The sequence below is a fragment of the Cryptosporangium sp. NPDC048952 genome, assembly GCF_043197895.1.
Classification (GTDB): domain Bacteria; phylum Actinomycetota; class Actinomycetes; order Mycobacteriales; family Cryptosporangiaceae; genus Cryptosporangium.
Genome location: NZ_JBICTY010000001.1, coordinates 325,349 through 340,950 on the forward strand (window position 1 = coordinate 325,349; position 15,602 = coordinate 340,950).

Annotated in this window: 15 protein-coding genes; 9 read left to right on the forward strand and 6 right to left on the reverse strand. The window is 69.6% G+C overall.

The genetic code is table 11. From position 1 onward, the window contains the following. The 5 genes from ACGFY5_RS01545 to ACGFY5_RS01565 all read left to right on the forward strand — a co-directional run bounded on the left by ACGFY5_RS01545 (position 1) and on the right by ACGFY5_RS01565 (position 6,226). The gene (locus ACGFY5_RS01545; RefSeq protein WP_392716130.1) at positions 1-765 is read left to right on the forward strand and encodes a type III pantothenate kinase; all 765 of its coding nucleotides are present in this window, start codon (positions 1-3) and stop codon (positions 763-765) included. A gap of 4 nt (positions 766-769) precedes the next feature. Continuing rightward, positions 770-1,408, forward strand: coding sequence for a TetR/AcrR family transcriptional regulator (locus ACGFY5_RS01550; RefSeq protein WP_392716132.1), 639 nt, complete (start codon positions 770-772; stop codon positions 1,406-1,408). A 27-nt stretch (positions 1,409-1,435) separates the two neighbouring features. After that, positions 1,436-2,956, forward strand: coding sequence for a lysine--tRNA ligase (lysS, locus tag ACGFY5_RS01555; RefSeq protein WP_392716134.1), 1,521 nt, complete (start codon positions 1,436-1,438; stop codon positions 2,954-2,956). A gap of 111 nt (positions 2,957-3,067) precedes the next feature. Continuing rightward, positions 3,068-3,418 (forward strand): Lsr2 family protein, encoded by a 351-nt coding sequence (locus tag ACGFY5_RS01560; RefSeq protein ID WP_392716136.1) that lies wholly within the window; start codon positions 3,068-3,070, stop codon positions 3,416-3,418. Positions 3,419-3,694: 276 nt separating this feature from the next. Beyond that, entirely contained in the window at positions 3,695-6,226 is a 2,532-nt protein-coding gene (locus tag ACGFY5_RS01565; protein WP_392716138.1) for an ATP-dependent Clp protease ATP-binding subunit, read from the forward strand. Between the two features lie 101 nt (positions 6,227-6,327). Here the strand turns inward: ACGFY5_RS01565 and ACGFY5_RS01570 are convergent, their stop codons facing one another. Continuing rightward, on the reverse strand, positions 6,328-7,209 hold the full coding sequence (locus ACGFY5_RS01570; protein WP_392716140.1) for an A/G-specific adenine glycosylase: 882 nt from the start codon (positions 7,207-7,209) through the stop codon (positions 6,328-6,330). A 164-nt stretch (positions 7,210-7,373) separates the two neighbouring features. Between ACGFY5_RS01570 and ACGFY5_RS01575 the strand changes: the two genes are divergently transcribed. Beyond that, positions 7,374-8,078: a hypothetical protein gene (locus tag ACGFY5_RS01575; protein ID WP_392716142.1), complete on the forward strand. Its 705-nt coding sequence runs from the start codon at positions 7,374-7,376 to the stop codon at positions 8,076-8,078. A gap of 38 nt (positions 8,079-8,116) precedes the next feature. Here the strand turns inward: ACGFY5_RS01575 and disA are convergent, their stop codons facing one another. From disA to ACGFY5_RS01600, 5 genes are all read right to left on the reverse strand, one after another. After that, on the reverse strand, positions 8,117-9,196 hold the full coding sequence (gene disA / locus ACGFY5_RS01580; RefSeq protein ID WP_392716145.1) for a DNA integrity scanning diadenylate cyclase DisA: 1,080 nt from the start codon (positions 9,194-9,196) through the stop codon (positions 8,117-8,119). Between the two features lie 67 nt (positions 9,197-9,263). Beyond that, a complete protein-coding gene (gene radA, locus ACGFY5_RS01585) occupies positions 9,264-10,691 on the reverse strand; it encodes a DNA repair protein RadA (RefSeq protein WP_392716147.1) in 1,428 nt (475 codons plus the stop codon). A gap of 77 nt (positions 10,692-10,768) precedes the next feature. Next, complete coding sequence (locus tag ACGFY5_RS01590) at positions 10,769-11,599, reverse strand: copper chaperone PCu(A)C (protein ID WP_392716149.1); 831 nt, start codon at positions 11,597-11,599, stop codon at positions 10,769-10,771. Positions 11,600-11,718: 119 nt separating this feature from the next. Continuing rightward, entirely contained in the window at positions 11,719-12,474 is a 756-nt protein-coding gene (locus ACGFY5_RS01595; RefSeq protein ID WP_392716151.1) for a UbiA family prenyltransferase, read from the reverse strand. Positions 12,475-12,545: 71 nt separating this feature from the next. Next, positions 12,546-13,268, reverse strand: coding sequence for a hypothetical protein (locus ACGFY5_RS01600; RefSeq protein WP_392716153.1), 723 nt, complete (start codon positions 13,266-13,268; stop codon positions 12,546-12,548). Between the two features lie 459 nt (positions 13,269-13,727). On the opposite strand from ACGFY5_RS01600, the gene ACGFY5_RS01605 reads away from it, so the two are divergent. From ACGFY5_RS01605 to ispF, 3 genes are all read left to right on the forward strand, one after another. After that, positions 13,728-14,210, forward strand: a complete 483-nt coding sequence (locus ACGFY5_RS01605; RefSeq protein WP_073254331.1) for a CarD family transcriptional regulator — start codon at positions 13,728-13,730, stop codon at positions 14,208-14,210. After that, complete coding sequence (ispD, locus tag ACGFY5_RS01610) at positions 14,200-14,934, forward strand: 2-C-methyl-D-erythritol 4-phosphate cytidylyltransferase (RefSeq protein WP_392716155.1); 735 nt, start codon at positions 14,200-14,202, stop codon at positions 14,932-14,934. Before ACGFY5_RS01605 ends, ispD begins: the two co-directional genes overlap by 11 nt. Positions 14,935-15,038: 104 nt before the next feature. Next, a complete protein-coding gene (gene ispF / locus ACGFY5_RS01615) occupies positions 15,039-15,530 on the forward strand; it encodes a 2-C-methyl-D-erythritol 2,4-cyclodiphosphate synthase (protein WP_392718607.1) in 492 nt (163 codons plus the stop codon). Positions 15,531-15,602 lie beyond the last annotated feature (72 nt).

Sequence of the window (15,602 nt, forward strand, 5' to 3'; positions counted from 1 at the left end):
GTGCTGCTGACCATCGACGTCGGTAACACGAACATCGTGCTCGCGACCTTCTCGGGGGAGAAGCTCGTGCACTCGTGGCGGGTTCGGACCGACAGCCGGATGACCGCGGACGAACTCGCGCTCATGTTCCGCGGCCTCCTGGAGACCGAAGCCGTGCAGATCACGGGCGTCTCGGCGTGCTCCACGGTGCCGGCGACGCTGCGCGAGCTGCGCACGATGCTGGACAAGTACTACGGCGACATCCCCACGATGATCATCGAGCCGGGCGTCCGGACCGGGGTGTCGATCGTCATGGACAACCCGAAGGAAGTCGGCTCCGACCGCATCATGAACACGCTGGCCACCCACCACTTGTTCGGGGGTCCGGCGGTCGTCGTCGACTTCGGTACGTCGACGAACTTCGACGTCGTCGGGCCGGACGGCGCGTTCCTGGGTGGCGCGTTGGCGCCGGGCATCGACATCTCGGTCGACGCTCTGGCGGCGCGCGCGGCGCAGCTGCGGAAGGTCGAGCTGGTGCGGCCCCGGTCGGTGATCGGGAAGAACACGGTCGAGGCGCTGCAGTCGGGGATCATCTACGGCTTCGCCGGTCAGGTGGACGGGATCGCGCGGCGCATGGTGGAGGAGCTCGGCGGAGCGTCCGCTGTCGTCGCGACCGGTGGGCTGGCGACGCTGGTGATCGGCGAGTCCCGCGAGATCACCCACCACGAACCGAACCTGACGCTGATCGGCCTGCGCCTCGCGTTCGATCGGGCTGCGGCACGCTGAGCACATGGCAGAGGACACTCGGCGTCGATTGATCGACGGCGCGATCGAGACCGTGCGCCGCAACGGCATCGCCGGGACGTCCGCCCGGACGGTCGCGGCGGCCGCCGGCGTCAACCAGGCGCTGGTCTTCTACCACTTCGGGAGCGTCGCCGACCTGCTCGGCGAGGCTTGCCGGGTGGCCACCGCGGAGAACGTCGAGCTCTACCGGGAGCGGTTCGACGGGATCCGTGACCTGCGTTCGCTGTTGGGGTTGGGTCGGGAGCTCCACGCCGACCAGCGCGACCGGGGCAACGTCACGCTGCTGGGCCAGATGCTGGCCGGTGCGCAGGGCGACGAGCGCCTCGCCACGGCCACCCGCGAGGCGATCGGGCTCTGGGTCCGCGAGATCGAGGCGGTGCTCCGCCGCGTCGTCGCCGGTTCGCCGATCGAACCGGTCGTCGACGTCACCGGGCTCGCGCACGCGGTCTCCGCCGCGTTCGTCGGCATGGAGTTGTTCGAGGCGGTGGACCCGGCCGGGTCCACCGGAGCGCTGGACGCACTCGACCGCCTCGGGATTCTGCTGGAGGTGGCCGATGACCTCGGCCCGGTCGCGAGTGCCGCACTCCGCCGCCGGATCCGCAGCGCGACCGCCGGTCAAAACTGATCGTCAGGGGTCGATAGGCTTTGGCACGTGACCGAGAACCCCACCGCTCCCGATACTGATGGCGACGCGTTCGACAGCGACGTGCCGGAGCAGGTAAGGGTGCGGTTGGAGAAGCGGGCCCGGATGCTCGCGGAGGGCGCCGAGCCGTATCCGGTGGGATTCCCGCGGACGACGACGCTGGCCGCGATCCGTGACCGCTACCCCGATCTCGGCCTCGACGAGCACACCGGCGAGCGGGTTTCGGTCACCGGGCGGGTCATTTTCATCCGCAACACGGGAAAGCTGTGCTTCGCGACTCTCCGTGAGGGCGACGGCACCGAACTGCAGGCGATGCTCAGCCTGGCCCAGGTTGGGGCGGAATCGCTGGAGCAGTGGAAGTCCCTGGTCGATCTCGGTGATCACGTCGGTATCGAAGGTGAGGTCATCACCTCTCGGCGTGGTGAGCTGAGCGTGTTCGCCGATCGGTGGATTCTCACGACAAAGGCGCTCCGCCCGCTGCCGGTCGCGCACAAGCCGATGGGCGAGGAAACTCGAATCCGGCAGCGATATGCCGATCTGATCGTGCGCCCGGAAGCCCGCCGGATGGTGGAAGTGCGTACCGAGACGGTACGTGCATTGCGGGATTCCCTGAACCGTCGGCAGTTCCTCGAGGTCGAGACGCCGATGTTGCAGGCAGTACAGGGCGGTGCCGCGGCACGACCGTTCATCACCCATTTCAACGCGTTCGATCTCGACGTGTACCTTCGCATCGCGCCCGAGCTCTTCCTGAAGCGTTGTGTGGTCGGTGGTATCGAGAAGGTTTACGAGATCAATAGAAACTTCCGCAACGAAGGTGCGGATTCCACGCACTCGCCGGAATTCACCATGCTCGAGGTGTACGAGGCCTACGGCGACTACGACACGATGGCCCGGCTGACTCGGGAGCTGTACCAGGAAGCGGCCACCACCGTGTTCGGCTCGACGCTCGTGGAGCGCTTCGACGGCACCGAGATCGACCTGGGCGGTGAATGGCAGACCGCGTCGCTGTTCGAGCTCGTGTCCGCGGCGGTGGGCGAAGAGGTCACCCCCGAGACGCCCGTCGAGACCCTGCGCGACTACGCGGAGAAGCACGGTATCGCTGTGAATCCACTGTGGGTCCACGGCAAGCTGGTGGAGGAGTTGTTCGAGGCGCTGTGCGAGGACAAGCTCGCCGGGCCGATCTTCGTGCGCGACTACCCGCTCGACACCAGCCCGCTCACCCGTCCGCACCGGTCGCTGCCCGGCGTCGCCGAGAAGTGGGACCTCTACATCGACGGTGTGGAGCGCGGCACCGCGTACTCCGAACTGGTCGATCCGGTGATCCAACGGGAAAAGCTGGTGGCCCAGTCGGCGCTCGGCGCCAAGGGCGACGTCGAAGCGATGCAGTTGGACGAGGACTTCCTGCGGGCACTGGAATACGGCATGCCGCCATCCGGCGGAATGGGTATGGGTGTGGACCGTATGCTCCAGGTGTTCACTGGTCGGGGCATCCGGGACACGATTCTCTTCCCGTTCGTCCGGCCCGTATAAGGCGCGGTCCGGTTACCGAGCGTTTCTGCGATACTGGGTATTGGCATTGCGGTCGTAGCCGTGATTGTATTTAGCCGTACCCAGTTTTTCTGGTGATCCGGGAGGAATTTCGTGGCGCAGAAGGTGCAGGTGCTTCTCGTCGATGACATCGACGGAGGCGACGCAGAAGAGACGGTCTCGTTCTCGCTCGACGGCGTGTCTTACGAAATCGATCTGTCTGCGAAGAACGCCGCGACGCTGCGCGATGCGGTTGCGCCTTACGTCGGCGTTGCTCGTAAGGCCGGCCGGGCACCAGCCACGAAGGCCGCGGCCGCCACCCGGGTTCGTTCGTCCGGTTCCACCGCGACTGCTGATCGCGAGCAGAACCAGGCCATCCGTGAATGGGCGAAGAAGCGCGGATTCAAGGTTTCCGATCGCGGTCGCATCCCGAGCGACATCGTGAAGCAGTTCCACGCCAGCTGACTTTCCCCAGTAGCTCCCCCTGGTCGGTACCCCGCGAGCGTCGCCCGGGCGCGACGTCCGTAATCTGCTGGTAGCGGCAGATACGGTTGTTCGCTCTCAGCGGACAGCTGGTCGGAAGCGATACTTCGGCTTCACCGTTGTAGGAACTGTGGTCGTACTTGATCCGGTCCCCATGGCGGGTGGCCGGAGGTCACCACCCGACTACAGTGGTGGGACGGACGCCATCAGGTGTTCGCGACCACACGGTGCTCACCGGCACGTGAGGAGCAACGAGGGATGTTCGAGAGGTTTACCGACCGCGCGAGGCGTGTTGTCGTCCTGGCTCAAGAAGAAGCCCGGATGCTCAACCACAACTACATCGGCACCGAGCACATCCTGCTCGGCCTCATCCACGAGGGTGAGGGCGTCGCGGCCAAGGCGCTCGAGTCCCTGGGGATCTCGCTGGAGGGTGTCCGCCAGCAGGTCGAGGAGATCATCGGGCAGGGGCAGCAGGCGCCGAGCGGGCACATCCCGTTCACGCCGCGGGCCAAGAAGGTCCTCGAGCTGTCGCTCCGCGAAGCGCTACAGCTGGGCCACAACTACATCGGCACCGAGCACATCCTGCTCGGGCTCATCCGCGAGGGTGAGGGCGTGGCCGCCCAGGTCCTGGTGAAGCTGGGGGCAGACCTGAACCGGGTCCGCCAGCAGGTGATCCAGCTGCTCTCGGGCTACCAGGGCAAGGAGCCGGCCGGCTCCGGTGCCCCGGCCGAAGGCACGCCGTCGACTTCGCTCGTCCTCGACCAGTTCGGTCGCAACCTGACGCAGGCCGCGCGCGAGCAGAAGCTCGACCCGGTCATCGGTCGGGAGAAGGAAATCGAGCGGGTCATGCAGGTGCTGTCCCGCCGCACCAAGAACAACCCGGTCCTGATCGGCGAGCCCGGCGTCGGCAAGACCGCCGTCGTCGAGGGCCTCGCCCAGGCCATCGTCAAGGGCGAGGTGCCCGAGACGCTGAAGGACAAGCAGCTCTACACGCTCGACCTCGGCGCACTGGTCGCCGGGTCGCGCTACCGCGGTGACTTCGAAGAGCGCCTGAAGAAGGTGCTCAAGGAAATTCGCACCCGCGGCGACATCATCCTGTTCATCGACGAGATCCACACCCTGGTGGGTGCGGGTGCCGCCGAGGGCGCGATCGACGCCGCATCGATCCTCAAGCCGATGCTGGCCCGGGGTGAGCTGCAGACGATCGGCGCCACCACGCTCGACGAGTACCGCAAGTACGTCGAGAAGGACGCCGCTCTCGAGCGCCGGTTCCAGCCGATCCAGGTCGGCGAGCCATCGCTGGCGCACACGATCGAGATCCTCAAGGGTCTGCGCGACCGGTACGAGGCGCACCACCGGATCTCCATCACCGACGGTGCCCTGGTCGCGGCCGCGACGCTGGCCGACCGGTACATCTCCGACCGCTTCCTTCCGGACAAGGCGATCGACCTGATCGACGAGGCCGGCGCCCGGATGCGGATCCGGCGGATGACCGCGCCGCCGGACCTTCGCGAGTTCGACGAGCGCATAGCCGGCGTCCGGCGCGAGAAGGAGAGCGCGATCGACGCGCAGGACTTCGAGAAGGCCGCGTCGCTGCGCGACAAGGAGAAGCAGCTGCTGGGCCAGAAGGCGCAGCGCGAGAAGGAGTGGAAGGCCGGTGACCTCGACGTCGTGAGCGAGGTCGACGACGAGCAGATCGCCGAGGTCCTGGCGAACTGGACGGGCATCCCGGTCTTCAAGCTCACCGAAGAGGAGACCAGCCGTCTCCTGCGCATGGAGGACGAGCTGCACAAGCGGGTCGTCGGCCAGGAGCAGGCGATCAAGGCCGTCTCGCAGGCCATCCGGCGTACCCGGGCCGGCCTGAAGGACCCGAAGCGTCCCGGTGGTTCGTTCATCTTCGCCGGCCCGTCCGGTGTGGGTAAGACCGAGCTCTCGAAGGCGCTTGCCGAGTTCCTGTTCGGTGACGAGGACGCGCTGATCCAGCTCGACATGTCCGAGTTCCACGACCGGTACACGGTGTCGCGTCTGGTCGGTGCCCCTCCCGGCTACGTCGGGTACGACGAGGGTGGCCAGCTCACCGAGAAGGTGCGCCGCAAGCCGTTCTCCGTGGTGCTCTTCGACGAGGTCGAGAAGGCTCACCCGGACGTCTTCAACACCCTGCTGCAGATCCTCGAGGACGGTCGTCTCACCGACGGCCAGGGCCGCATCGTCGACTTCAAGAACACGGTGCTGATCCTGACCTCGAACCTGGGTACCCGCGACATCGCCAAGGCCGTGTCGCTCGGCTTCCAGGCGGGCAACGACACGTCCAGCAACTACGAGCGGATGAAGCTCAAGGTCCAGGACGAGCTGAAGCAGCACTTCCGTCCGGAGTTCCTCAACCGTATCGACGACACGATCGTGTTCCACCAGCTCACCGAGGACGAGATCGTCGAGATCGTCGACCTCATGCTGGCGCGTGTCGACACGGCTCTGAAGAACAAGGACATGGGGCTCGAGCTCACCGACGGCGCGAAGAAGCTTCTCGCCGCCAAGGGCTACGACCCGGTGCTGGGCGCGCGGCCGCTGCGTCGCACGATCCAGCGCGAGATCGAGGACACGCTGTCGGAGAAGATCCTCTTCGGCGAGCTGGCCGCTGGCCAGATCGTTCTCGTCGACGTCACCGGCACCGACGAGACCGACCGCACCAAGGGCGAGTTCACGTTCGCCGGCGCGGACAAGCCGGCCGAGATTCCGGACACCGTGACCGCGGAGATCGCGTCCTCCGGTGAGGCTCCGGCCGCCGAGTAAGTCGTCTGATCAAAGGGCGGGCCGCTTCGCGGCCCGCCCTTTGCTGTGCCGCTGAGCGCTGCACGTTCTGGACCCCTATACGGGCACGGAACGTGCAGCGCTCAGCGGGCGCCGGGGAGGGCGTAGCGGCCGTCGGGGAGAGGGTCGACGAGGCCGTCGGTGACCAGCCCGTCCAGAGCGCGTGCGCGCTGCACGGGCTCGTGCCAGACGATGTCCAGTGCCGCCTGCGGTACGGGGCCGTCAGCGTCGCGCAGGACGGCCAAGAGACGCCCGCGTACCTGGCGGTCGGTGCCCGCGTACCCCTGGGGGCGCTTCACCGGACCGTCGTAGGCCGGTTTGCCGGCGCGCAGCCAGGCGCAGTCGGCGACGACCGGGCAGTCGGCGCAGCGCGGCGAGCGCGCGGTGCAGATCAGCGCGCCCAGCTCCATCACCGCGACCGCGTACCGCGCGGCCACCGCGTCGTCCGTGGGCACCAGCGGCTCCGCGAGCGCGAGATCGCGTGCCGCGGAACCGGGCGGGGAGTCCGCGACCCCCGTGACGACCCGGCTCAGCACCCGCCGGACGTTCGTGTCGACGACCGCGTGCCGCTGGCCGAACGCGAACGACGCCACGGCCCGTGCCGTGTACGCCCCGACGCCCGGCAGTGCCAGCAGCGCGTCGAGATCGGTGGGCAGCTCGCCGCTGTGCCGGGACGTGATCGCCACCGCGCACTCGTGCAGACGCAGGGCGCGGCGCGGATATCCCAGCCGCCCCCACATGCGGACGGCCTCACCCGGCTCGTCCGCGGCCATCGCGGCCGGAGTGGGCCAGCGTTTCATCCACTCCTCCCAGGCCGGGAGGACGCGTGACACCGGCGTCTGCTGGAGCATGATCTCGCTGACCAGAACGCCCCAGGGGGTGGCGTCGGCGGTCCGCCAGGGGAGATCGCGGGCATTCTCGCCGTACCAGTCGAGCACGAGGGCGGCGAAGCGGGTGGGGAGCATCGGATCAGATGGTATTTGACGCCGTGAATCGCGGCGCAGCCAGCGGCAGCGGCCATGACACTTCGAATTGGACGCTTTGAGCGTGTGATTGTCTCCACGTCAGGTTGAGACCTGCGGCGCGCCGTCGCACGCGAGAAGCCGAGGGGCGATACCGTTCGGACACCATGAACTGGACGGTCGGACCCCACCCATCCAGCGTCTACTGGCGTCGGCGCCTGCTTCTCATCGTGCCGGCCCTGTTGATTCTGCTCGTAGCCGCGTCATGCCTGATCACACGTGGATCAGGCACGGACGAGGCGCGCCTGGCAGGCGTGCCGTCAGCCAGTGCCGCCTCACCCGCCGCGGGCGCGAGCCCCAGCGACCCCGGTGAATCCGGCGTCGGCTCGGCCGGCGCGTCACCGAGCCAGGAATCGCCCGACTCGGCCACCGCCGCGCCGCAACAGCCGGCCGGCGGCTCGACGTCGGCCGCCGCGGCGTGCCCGGACTCGGCGCTCACGCTCACCGCGGTGCCGTCGGACGGCGCGGTGCGCATCGGTGAGTTCGCGTCGATGCGGCTGGTCGTGAAGAACACGTCGAACGCCGCCTGCCGCCGCGACTTCGGCTCGAAGGAGCAGGAGCTGAAGATCCTGTCCGGCAAGACCCAGGTGTGGTCGTCGGACGACTGCAGCTCGCGTGCGGACGCCGCCGCGTCCAGCGTCGACCGCAAGATCGTGCCCGGCGAGACGCTGAACTACTTCATCAAGTGGGGCGGCACGACGTCGTCGAAGAACTGCGTCACCGGCGCCCCGGTGAAGTCCGGCAATTACCAGTTGGTGGCCCGCCTGGGCACGCTGGAGAGCAAGCCGGCGCCATTCACCGTCTCTCCGTAACAACGGCCGGTGGAGCCCGCCCTGGACGGGCCGTGCACTCAGACGTAGCGCTCGAGGATTGAGCTTTCGGCGAGGCGGGAAAGGCCCTCGCGCACCGAGCGGGCGCGCGCGTCGCCGACGCCCTCGACCGCGCGTAGGTCGTCGACCGTCGCGCCGAGCAGCTTCTGCAGGCCGCCGAAGTGCTCCACGAGCCGGTCGATGACCGCACCGGGAAGCCGGGGCACCTTGGCGAGCAGCCGGTAGCCACGGGGACTGACCGCGCCCTCGAGCGCGTCGGCGGTGGCTGGGTAGCCGACGCCCCGCGCGACCAGCGTCAGGTCGAGCAGCTCGGTTGCCGACAGCCGGTCGAGGTCGTCGAGGACCTCCTCGACCGACCGGTTGCGGCGCCCGGAGGGCAGGTAATCACGGATGACCAGCTCACGGTCGGCGTCGACGCCGGCCATCAGCTCGTCGAGCTGAAGCTTGAGCAGACGCCCGTCGGTGCCGAGCTCGATGACGTAACCCGCGATCTCGTCGGAGATGCGCCGCACCATCTCGAGGCGCTGGGTGACCGACATCGCGTCGCGGACGGTGACCAGGTCTTCGATCTCCAGCGCCGAGAGCGTGCCGGCGACCTCGTCGAGGCGCAGCTTGTAGCGCTCGAGCGTGGCCAGCGCCTGGTTGGCCTTGGAGAGGATGGAGGACGTCTCGTCGAGCACGTAGCGCAGGCCGCCGACGTAAAGCCCGATGATGCGCATCGACTGGCTGACCGAGATGACGGGGAACCCGGTCTGGCGGGACACCCGCTCCGCGGTGCGGTGCCGGGTGCCGGACTCGATGGCGGGAATCGACGAATCGGGCATCAGGTGGACGGCGGCGCGGACGATGCGCGAGCCGTCGTTGGACAGCACCAACGCACCGTCCATTTTCGCCAGCTCGCGCAGCCCGGTCGGCGTGAACTCCACGTCCAGCGGAAACCCGCCGGTGGAGATCGAGTCGACGGTCTTGTCGTGCCCGAAGACGATCAGCGCGCCGGTGTTGCCGCGCAGGATCCGGTCGAGCCCGTCCCGCAGGGAGGTACCCGGTGCGATCCGGGCGAGCGTCTGTCGGAGCTGCTCCTCGCGCTCCGTCCCCACCACGGCTGTACCTCCAGGCATCTGATTCTCCGGCAGTCTACGGTCTCAGGGTGCCCCCACTGGGCAAGGCTCACCCCTGCGGTGCCGACGCCGCTTCGGACAGGCTACGCACCTTCTCGGAGAACGCATGCCCCAACGCGGCCCGCAGGTCGTCGACCTCGGTGACCGCGATGCCTTTCGGCTTCCGTTCGACCGAGCCGGACGGAACCAGGGCCCGGCGGAACCCCAGCCGTGCGGCTTCGGCAAGCCGCCGCTCGACCGCACCGACCCGCCGGACGTCGCCGGACAGGCCGAGTTCGCCGATCGCGACCAGGTCGGGTGGCAGCGCGTAGTCCCGGGCGGCTGACGCCACGGCCAGCGCGACCGCGAGGTCACCGGCTGGCTCGGTGATCTTGGCCCCGCCCACGGTGGCGGTGTAGACGTCACGCTCGTGCAGCTTCACCCGGCCCCTGCGCTCGGTGACCGCGAGCACCATCGCCACCCGCGCGGAGTCGAGACCGCTCACGGCCCGGCGGGGGTTGGCCAGGTTGCTGGGTGCGACCAGCGCCTGCACCTCGGTCAACATCGGCCGGACGCCCTCCAGCAGCACCGCGACGCAGGTGCCGGGCACGGCCTCGGTGTGCCGGGTGAGGAACAGGCCGGACGGGTCGGCCAGGCCGCGGATGCCCCCGTCGAACATCTCGAAGCAGCCGACCTCGTCGGACGGGCCGTAGCGGTTCTTCACCGCGCGCACCAGGCGCAGCGTCGAGTGCCGCTCGCCTTCGAAGTGCAGCACGACGTCGACCAGGTGCTCGAGGACGCGCGGCCCGGCCACGTTGCCGTCCTTGGTGACGTGCCCGACGAGAATCGTCGCCATGTTGCGCGCCTTGGCCGACGCGATCAGCGCCGCGGTGACGGCCCGGACCTGGGTGACGCTGCCCGGCGCGCTGTCGAGCGCGGGGGAGGAGATCGTCTGCACCGAATCCACGACCAACAGGCCGGGTGACACCGCTTCGACGTGCCCGAGCAGCGCGGACAGATCGGTCTCGGCGGCCAGGTAGAGCTGGTCGTGCACCCGGTCGGTGCGGTCGGCACGCAGCCGCACCTGGGCCGCGGACTCTTCACCGGTGACGACGAGCGCGGGCGCGACCCCACCGGCGGCGTAGCGGTGGGCGACCTCGAGCAGCAGCGTGGACTTGCCGACGCCGGGCTCACCGGCCAGCAGCAGCACCGCACCGGGGACCAGGCCGCCGCCGAGCACGCGGTCGAGCTCGTCGACACCGGTGGGGCGGGCCTTGGCCGCGCGGACGTCGATCTCGCCGATCGGGCGCGCGGGAGTGGTGACCGGGCCGGGGCCGACCTGCTGGAGCGCGACCGGACCGGCGCCCACCTCGTCGATCGTTCCCCAGGCCTGGCACTCGGGACAGCGACCGACCCACTTGGGGACGGTGAGGCCGCACTCGGTGCACCGGTAGGCGGGCCGATCGCGGTTCGCCTTGCTGGCGGTGCGGGGTGGCATGGGCGCAACCCTACGAGGGCCGTACGACAAAAGACGGCGGGTGCCACTGGCACCCGCCGTCTCCCGATCGAGCCCGACTACTCGGTGTGGGCGTCCTTCTCTTCGTTCGAGTGCTCGCCTTCTTCGCCCGGGGCGTGGGTGATCGAGGTCCGCGGCAGCGGCGACTCCGGCGGCGCGAACGGCACGTTCACGGTGACGGCGCCGCCGTTCTCGAAGGTGAGCGTCACGGCAACGGTCGCCGCCGGGTCGAGCGCCTTGGTGATGCCGACCAGGACCAGCTGCGGGCCACCCGGCTGCAGCGGCACCGCGCGCTTGGCCGGGACGTCCAGCGGCAGGGAGGCAGCGGCGCTGGCGGTGGCCAGCGGCGAGTTCACGACCGGCGACGGGGTTCCGCGCGACGGGGCGGGGCTGGGCTGCCCGTTGCTCAGCGTCGGCGTGGGAGTTCCGGTGACCACGGCGCCGGACGGCGACGGACCATCGGAGACGGAGGCGCCGGCGGACGGCGACACCGTCTCCGACACGGCGGCCGACGGCGTCTCGGTCGGGCCGATCGTCGCCTGGGCGCCCTCGGGCACCTCCTGCAGCACGACCGAGCCCGCGATGTCGCTGCTCACCGACGTCAGCGTGTCGCCGGTGTTGCCGTTGTTGATCAGCGTCAGCTGGAGCGGCACGTTGCTGCCGGCCGGCCAGCTGAAGCCCTCCGCGGGGAAGGACACCACGACGTTGCGGACCGCCACGTCGCCGGCGGCGGCGTCGACACCCGGGATCGCAGCGACCTTGATCGCCGTCTCGGCGACCTGGCCGGAACTGCAACCGGTCAGCGCGAACGCGCCGACGACGCCTAGCGTGACCAGGGTTCCGGCGCGGCGGCCGGTGCCCCCGGCCGACCGAGTGGTCCAGCGGCTCACGGTGGTTCCTCTCTGGCCTCCGGGTATCTACGTTGCGTAGACCGCTATAGCGTAGTGTCTGGCCGGTTCGCGCTCGCGCATCGGGTCCGTGTGCCACGCCGACGAGACGGATTACCTGCTCAGAGCGTCGAGCCGCTCAGCAGCAGCAGGACGACGTCGCCCACAGCGCTGATCAGCACCGCGCGGAAGAGCGTCCGGGAGCCGGGTCGCCGGCCGAGCGCAGCCCCTCCCGCCAGCGCCACGGCCGTGGCCGCCAGGATCGCCCAGGCGAGTCCGGTGGGTGGCCCGGGTGGCCCGACTGTCAGCAGCACCGCGACCAGCGCCATCAGCCCGGCCGCGATCGTCTCGCTCGCGCTGCGGCCCAGCCGGTGCGGCAGCCCGCGGATCCCGGTCGCCGCGTCGTCCTCGAGGTCGCTCAGCACGTTCGCGAAGTGCGCACCGGCTCCCAACGCAGCGCCCGCCGCCAGCAGCCAGGCGGGCGGCCACGGGTGCCCCGGCAGGGCCAGCGTGACGAACGCCGGTGCCGCTGCGAACGCGAGCGCGTACGGCAGCGCGGAGAACGGCGTCGCTTTCAACCGGGCGTTGTAGGCCAGCGCGCACACCACCGCGACCAGGTGCACCAGGCCGGCGCGCCAGCCGGAGAGCAGGGACAGCGGAATGCAGGCGACGCCGGCGACCACGGCCGCCGTGCCGACCACCGACCGCGCCACCTCACCGGTGGCCACCGGTTTGTCGGTACGGCCCACCGTCGTGTCGCGCTCGGCGTCGAGCCAGTCGTTGCTCCAGCCGGTGGTTAGCTGGCCGGAGAGCACGGCCAGCGCCACCGCCACCATCCCGGGGGCGGAGCGGCCCGCGGTGGCGGCGAGCGCCGTCACGCCGACGGTGACCACCGCTGCCGGTTCCGGATGGCAGGCTCGGACCAGGGCCCACGCCGTGGACGGCCGGTTCAGCGGATCGTCAAGGCGGCGAGCTCGGGTCTGAGCTGGAACGGGTCACCGATGTCGGCGGCTATCCGTCGGATGCGCCCGTCGGTACGGATCAGCACCGCTGTCGGCCCGGTGGCCGAGACGCCGGCGATCAAGGCTCTGGTGGTGCCGGCGGGGTCGGCCAGCGAGATGAGGCGTCCGGCGGGAAGGCCGGCGATCAGCGTGACTGCTTGCTTACTCTCGGTAACCCAGACGACGGTCAGCTGCGTCTCGTCGGTGGCCGTCACCAGCTGATTCCGCACTGCCGCGCAGGTGGTGCACGCCGCGGGCGAAATCAGGATCACCGCCGGGCGGAACTCGCGCAGCGACGCGTTCCGCCCGCCGTCGCCACTCAGCGACAGCGCGGGCACCAACCCACCGGCCACCCCCACGGCGACGCTCGGGCTGGCGAGCGGTTCGCGCCGTGGCGGGCGGGCGGGCTTGGGCAGGACGATGACCATCAGGCTGCCGATCGCGGCGACCAGGAAGAGGATCAGCGCGCACAGCGGCCCGGACATCCCCGGGCGCCGCAACCAGCGACGACGTCGGCTCAGCGGTTGGCGGGTGGCTAGTTCGGCTTGAACGGTCGCGATCTCGTCGGCCAGGTCGCGAAGGTCGTCGGGAACAACGATGGTGCCCCACTCGGGCGGCAGGCCGCGGATCTCCCCGTCGGCCGGATCGTCACTGCCAGGTCGGCGGCTCATCGGCGCCTCCACCACGCTCGACCTCTACTGTGACCGACGGCTCGACAGTGCGCCACCTCACTCCCAAATCGCTGTGGAAAACCTTTGGGGGCCGGGTGCGCCTCGGTCGTTCGCGTCGGTCCCGCGTCCGCCGTTCGGCTCGACCTGTGAACCGGCACCTACGGAATCCGTAGTCAGGGGTGAACGGTGTTGCCCGTCAGGGTGTTCAACCAGGGGTTTCGGAGCTGCTCCCAGGGTTGCGGCCCATCTCACATGCGGGTCTCGCCGGAACCCGGTTCCGTCCTTTGTGCGGAGCCCGGCAACCGACGATGACCAGCGCGTGAATCAGGTCGAGGGTGCGGCTGTCAAGCTTCCAAGAGTTTTGTCACGTCCCCTGACCTGCGGTTTCAGTGGGCTAGACCATGCCCGATCGCGGTGACGCCGTGTTATCCTTGACACAGCGAAAGGGGTTTCCGACTCATGACTTTCACCGTCGGCGAGACCGTTGTGTACCCCCACCACGGGGCCGCTCTCATCGAGGCCATCGAAACCCGAACGATCAAGGGTGTCGAAAAGCAGTATCTCGTCCTGAAGGTCGCGCAGGGCGACCTCACTGTTCGCGTCCCTGCTGAGAACGCTGAAATCGTCGGCGTCCGTGAGGTGGTGGGCGAGGAGGGTCTGGACCGGGTCTTCCAGGTTCTCCGCGCTCCCCACACCGAGGAGCCCACCAACTGGTCGCGTCGCTACAAGGCGAACCTCGAGAAGCTCGCCTCCGGCGACGTGAACAAGGTGGCCGAGGTCGTCCGCGACCTGTGGCGCCGTGACAAGGAGCGTGGCCTCTCCGCCGGAGAGAAGCGCATGCTCGCCAAGGCTCGTGACATTCTCGTCGGCGAACTCGCCCTCGCCGAGGGAACCGGTAAGGACGACGCCGAGCAACTGCTCGACAAGGTCCTTGCGTCTTAGTTCCACACAGGACACCGTAGCGCTCGTCCCGGCCGCCGGCCGGGGCGAGCGTCTTGGTCCTGGGGCCCCCAAATCTCTTCGGCACCTCGGCGGGGAACCGCTGGTGGTGCACGCCGTGCGGCGGCTGGCCGCGGCGGACAGCGTGGCGGCCGTCGTCGTCGCCGCTCCGCCGGGCGCTACGAAAACCGTGCGCGACCTGCTCGCTCCGGTGGTGCTCACGGCCGAACTGGTGGTCGTCGAGGGTGCCGGTACCCGGCAGGCGTCGGTGGCCGCCGCGTTGGCTGCTGCCCCTCTTCATTGCGACGTCGTGCTGGTGCACGATGCCGCGCGGGCACTCGCGCCACCGGAACTCGCCGACGCGGTCGCCGCAGCGGTGCGTGCCGGGCATCCGGCCGTCGTTCCGGTGCTGCCGGTCGTCGACACCGTTCGTCAGCTCGGCGAGGACGGCACCGCCTCGTCCACGATCGACCGCGAGCGGCTCCGGCTGGTGCAGACGCCGCAGGGATTCGCCCGCTCGGTGCTCGCCGAGGCGCACGCGGCCTGCGAGGAGTTCCCAGAAAGGCTGGCACCGACCGACGACGCCGGGCTGGTCGAGCGGCTCGGCTTGCCGGTGCACACCGTGCCGGGGCACTCGTCGGCGTTGAAGGTGACGCGCCCGTTCGATCTCGTCGTCGCTGCCGCCGTGCTCGCCGCGGAGAGCGGCGTGGCAGGCTCGCGGGTGTGACGACCACACCTGAGCCACTGCCCGCACTCCCAGAGATCCCGGACACCGTGCAGTTGGGGTCCGAGCTCCCTGCGCCGATCAGCCCCGCTCCGCTGGGCGCTCCGGTGCTCGTCGACGAGCCGGCGCCGAAGTTGCCCCGCGTCGGCATCGGCAACGACGTGCACGCCTACGACGAGAGTCGGGAGTGCTGGGTGGCGGGCCTGCAGTGGGCTGACCAGCCCGGGCTCGCCGGGCACTCCGACGGTGACGTCGCCGCGCACGCCGCGTGCGACGCGTTGCTCTCCGCCGCCGGCCTCGGTGACCTCGGTACCAACTTCGGCACCGATCGGCCGGAGTGGGCCGGTGCGTCCGGGGTCGCGCTGCTCACCGAGACCGCGTCCCGGGTCCGCGCCGCGGGCTTCGTGGTGGGAAACGTCGCGATCCAGCTGATCGGAGAGTCGCCGCGGATCGGCACCCGCCGGGCCGAGGCCGAGCGGACGCTCGCGATGGCGATCGGTGGCCCGGTGTCGATCTCCGCAACCACGACCGACGGTCTGGGCTTCACCGGCCGCGGCGAGGGTCTGGCCGCCACCGCGGTGGCTCTCGTGCTCATGTGAGCATCAGCTGTTCGGGTGGAACTGATGTGAGCTGTGCACCGTCAGGGAACGACGCATAGCGAAGGCCGATAC

Coding starts and splice junctions, on each gene's coding strand:
- ACGFY5_RS01550 (WP_392716132.1), top strand. CDS start 770: ATGGCAGAGGACACTCGGCGTCGATTGATCGACGGCGCGATCGAGACC.
- ACGFY5_RS01565 (WP_392716138.1), top strand. CDS start 3,695: ATGTTCGAGAGGTTTACCGACCGCGCGAGGCGTGTTGTCGTCCTGGCT.
- ACGFY5_RS01570 (WP_392716140.1), bottom strand. CDS start 7,209: ATGCTCCCCACCCGCTTCGCCGCCCTCGTGCTCGACTGGTACGGCGAG.
- ACGFY5_RS01575 (WP_392716142.1), top strand. CDS start 7,374: ATGAACTGGACGGTCGGACCCCACCCATCCAGCGTCTACTGGCGTCGG.
- radA (WP_392716147.1), bottom strand. CDS start 10,691: ATGCCACCCCGCACCGCCAGCAAGGCGAACCGCGATCGGCCCGCCTAC.
- ACGFY5_RS01600 (WP_392716153.1), bottom strand. CDS start 13,268: ATGAGCCGCCGACCTGGCAGTGACGATCCGGCCGACGGGGAGATCCGC.
- ACGFY5_RS01605 (WP_073254331.1), top strand. CDS start 13,728: ATGACTTTCACCGTCGGCGAGACCGTTGTGTACCCCCACCACGGGGCC.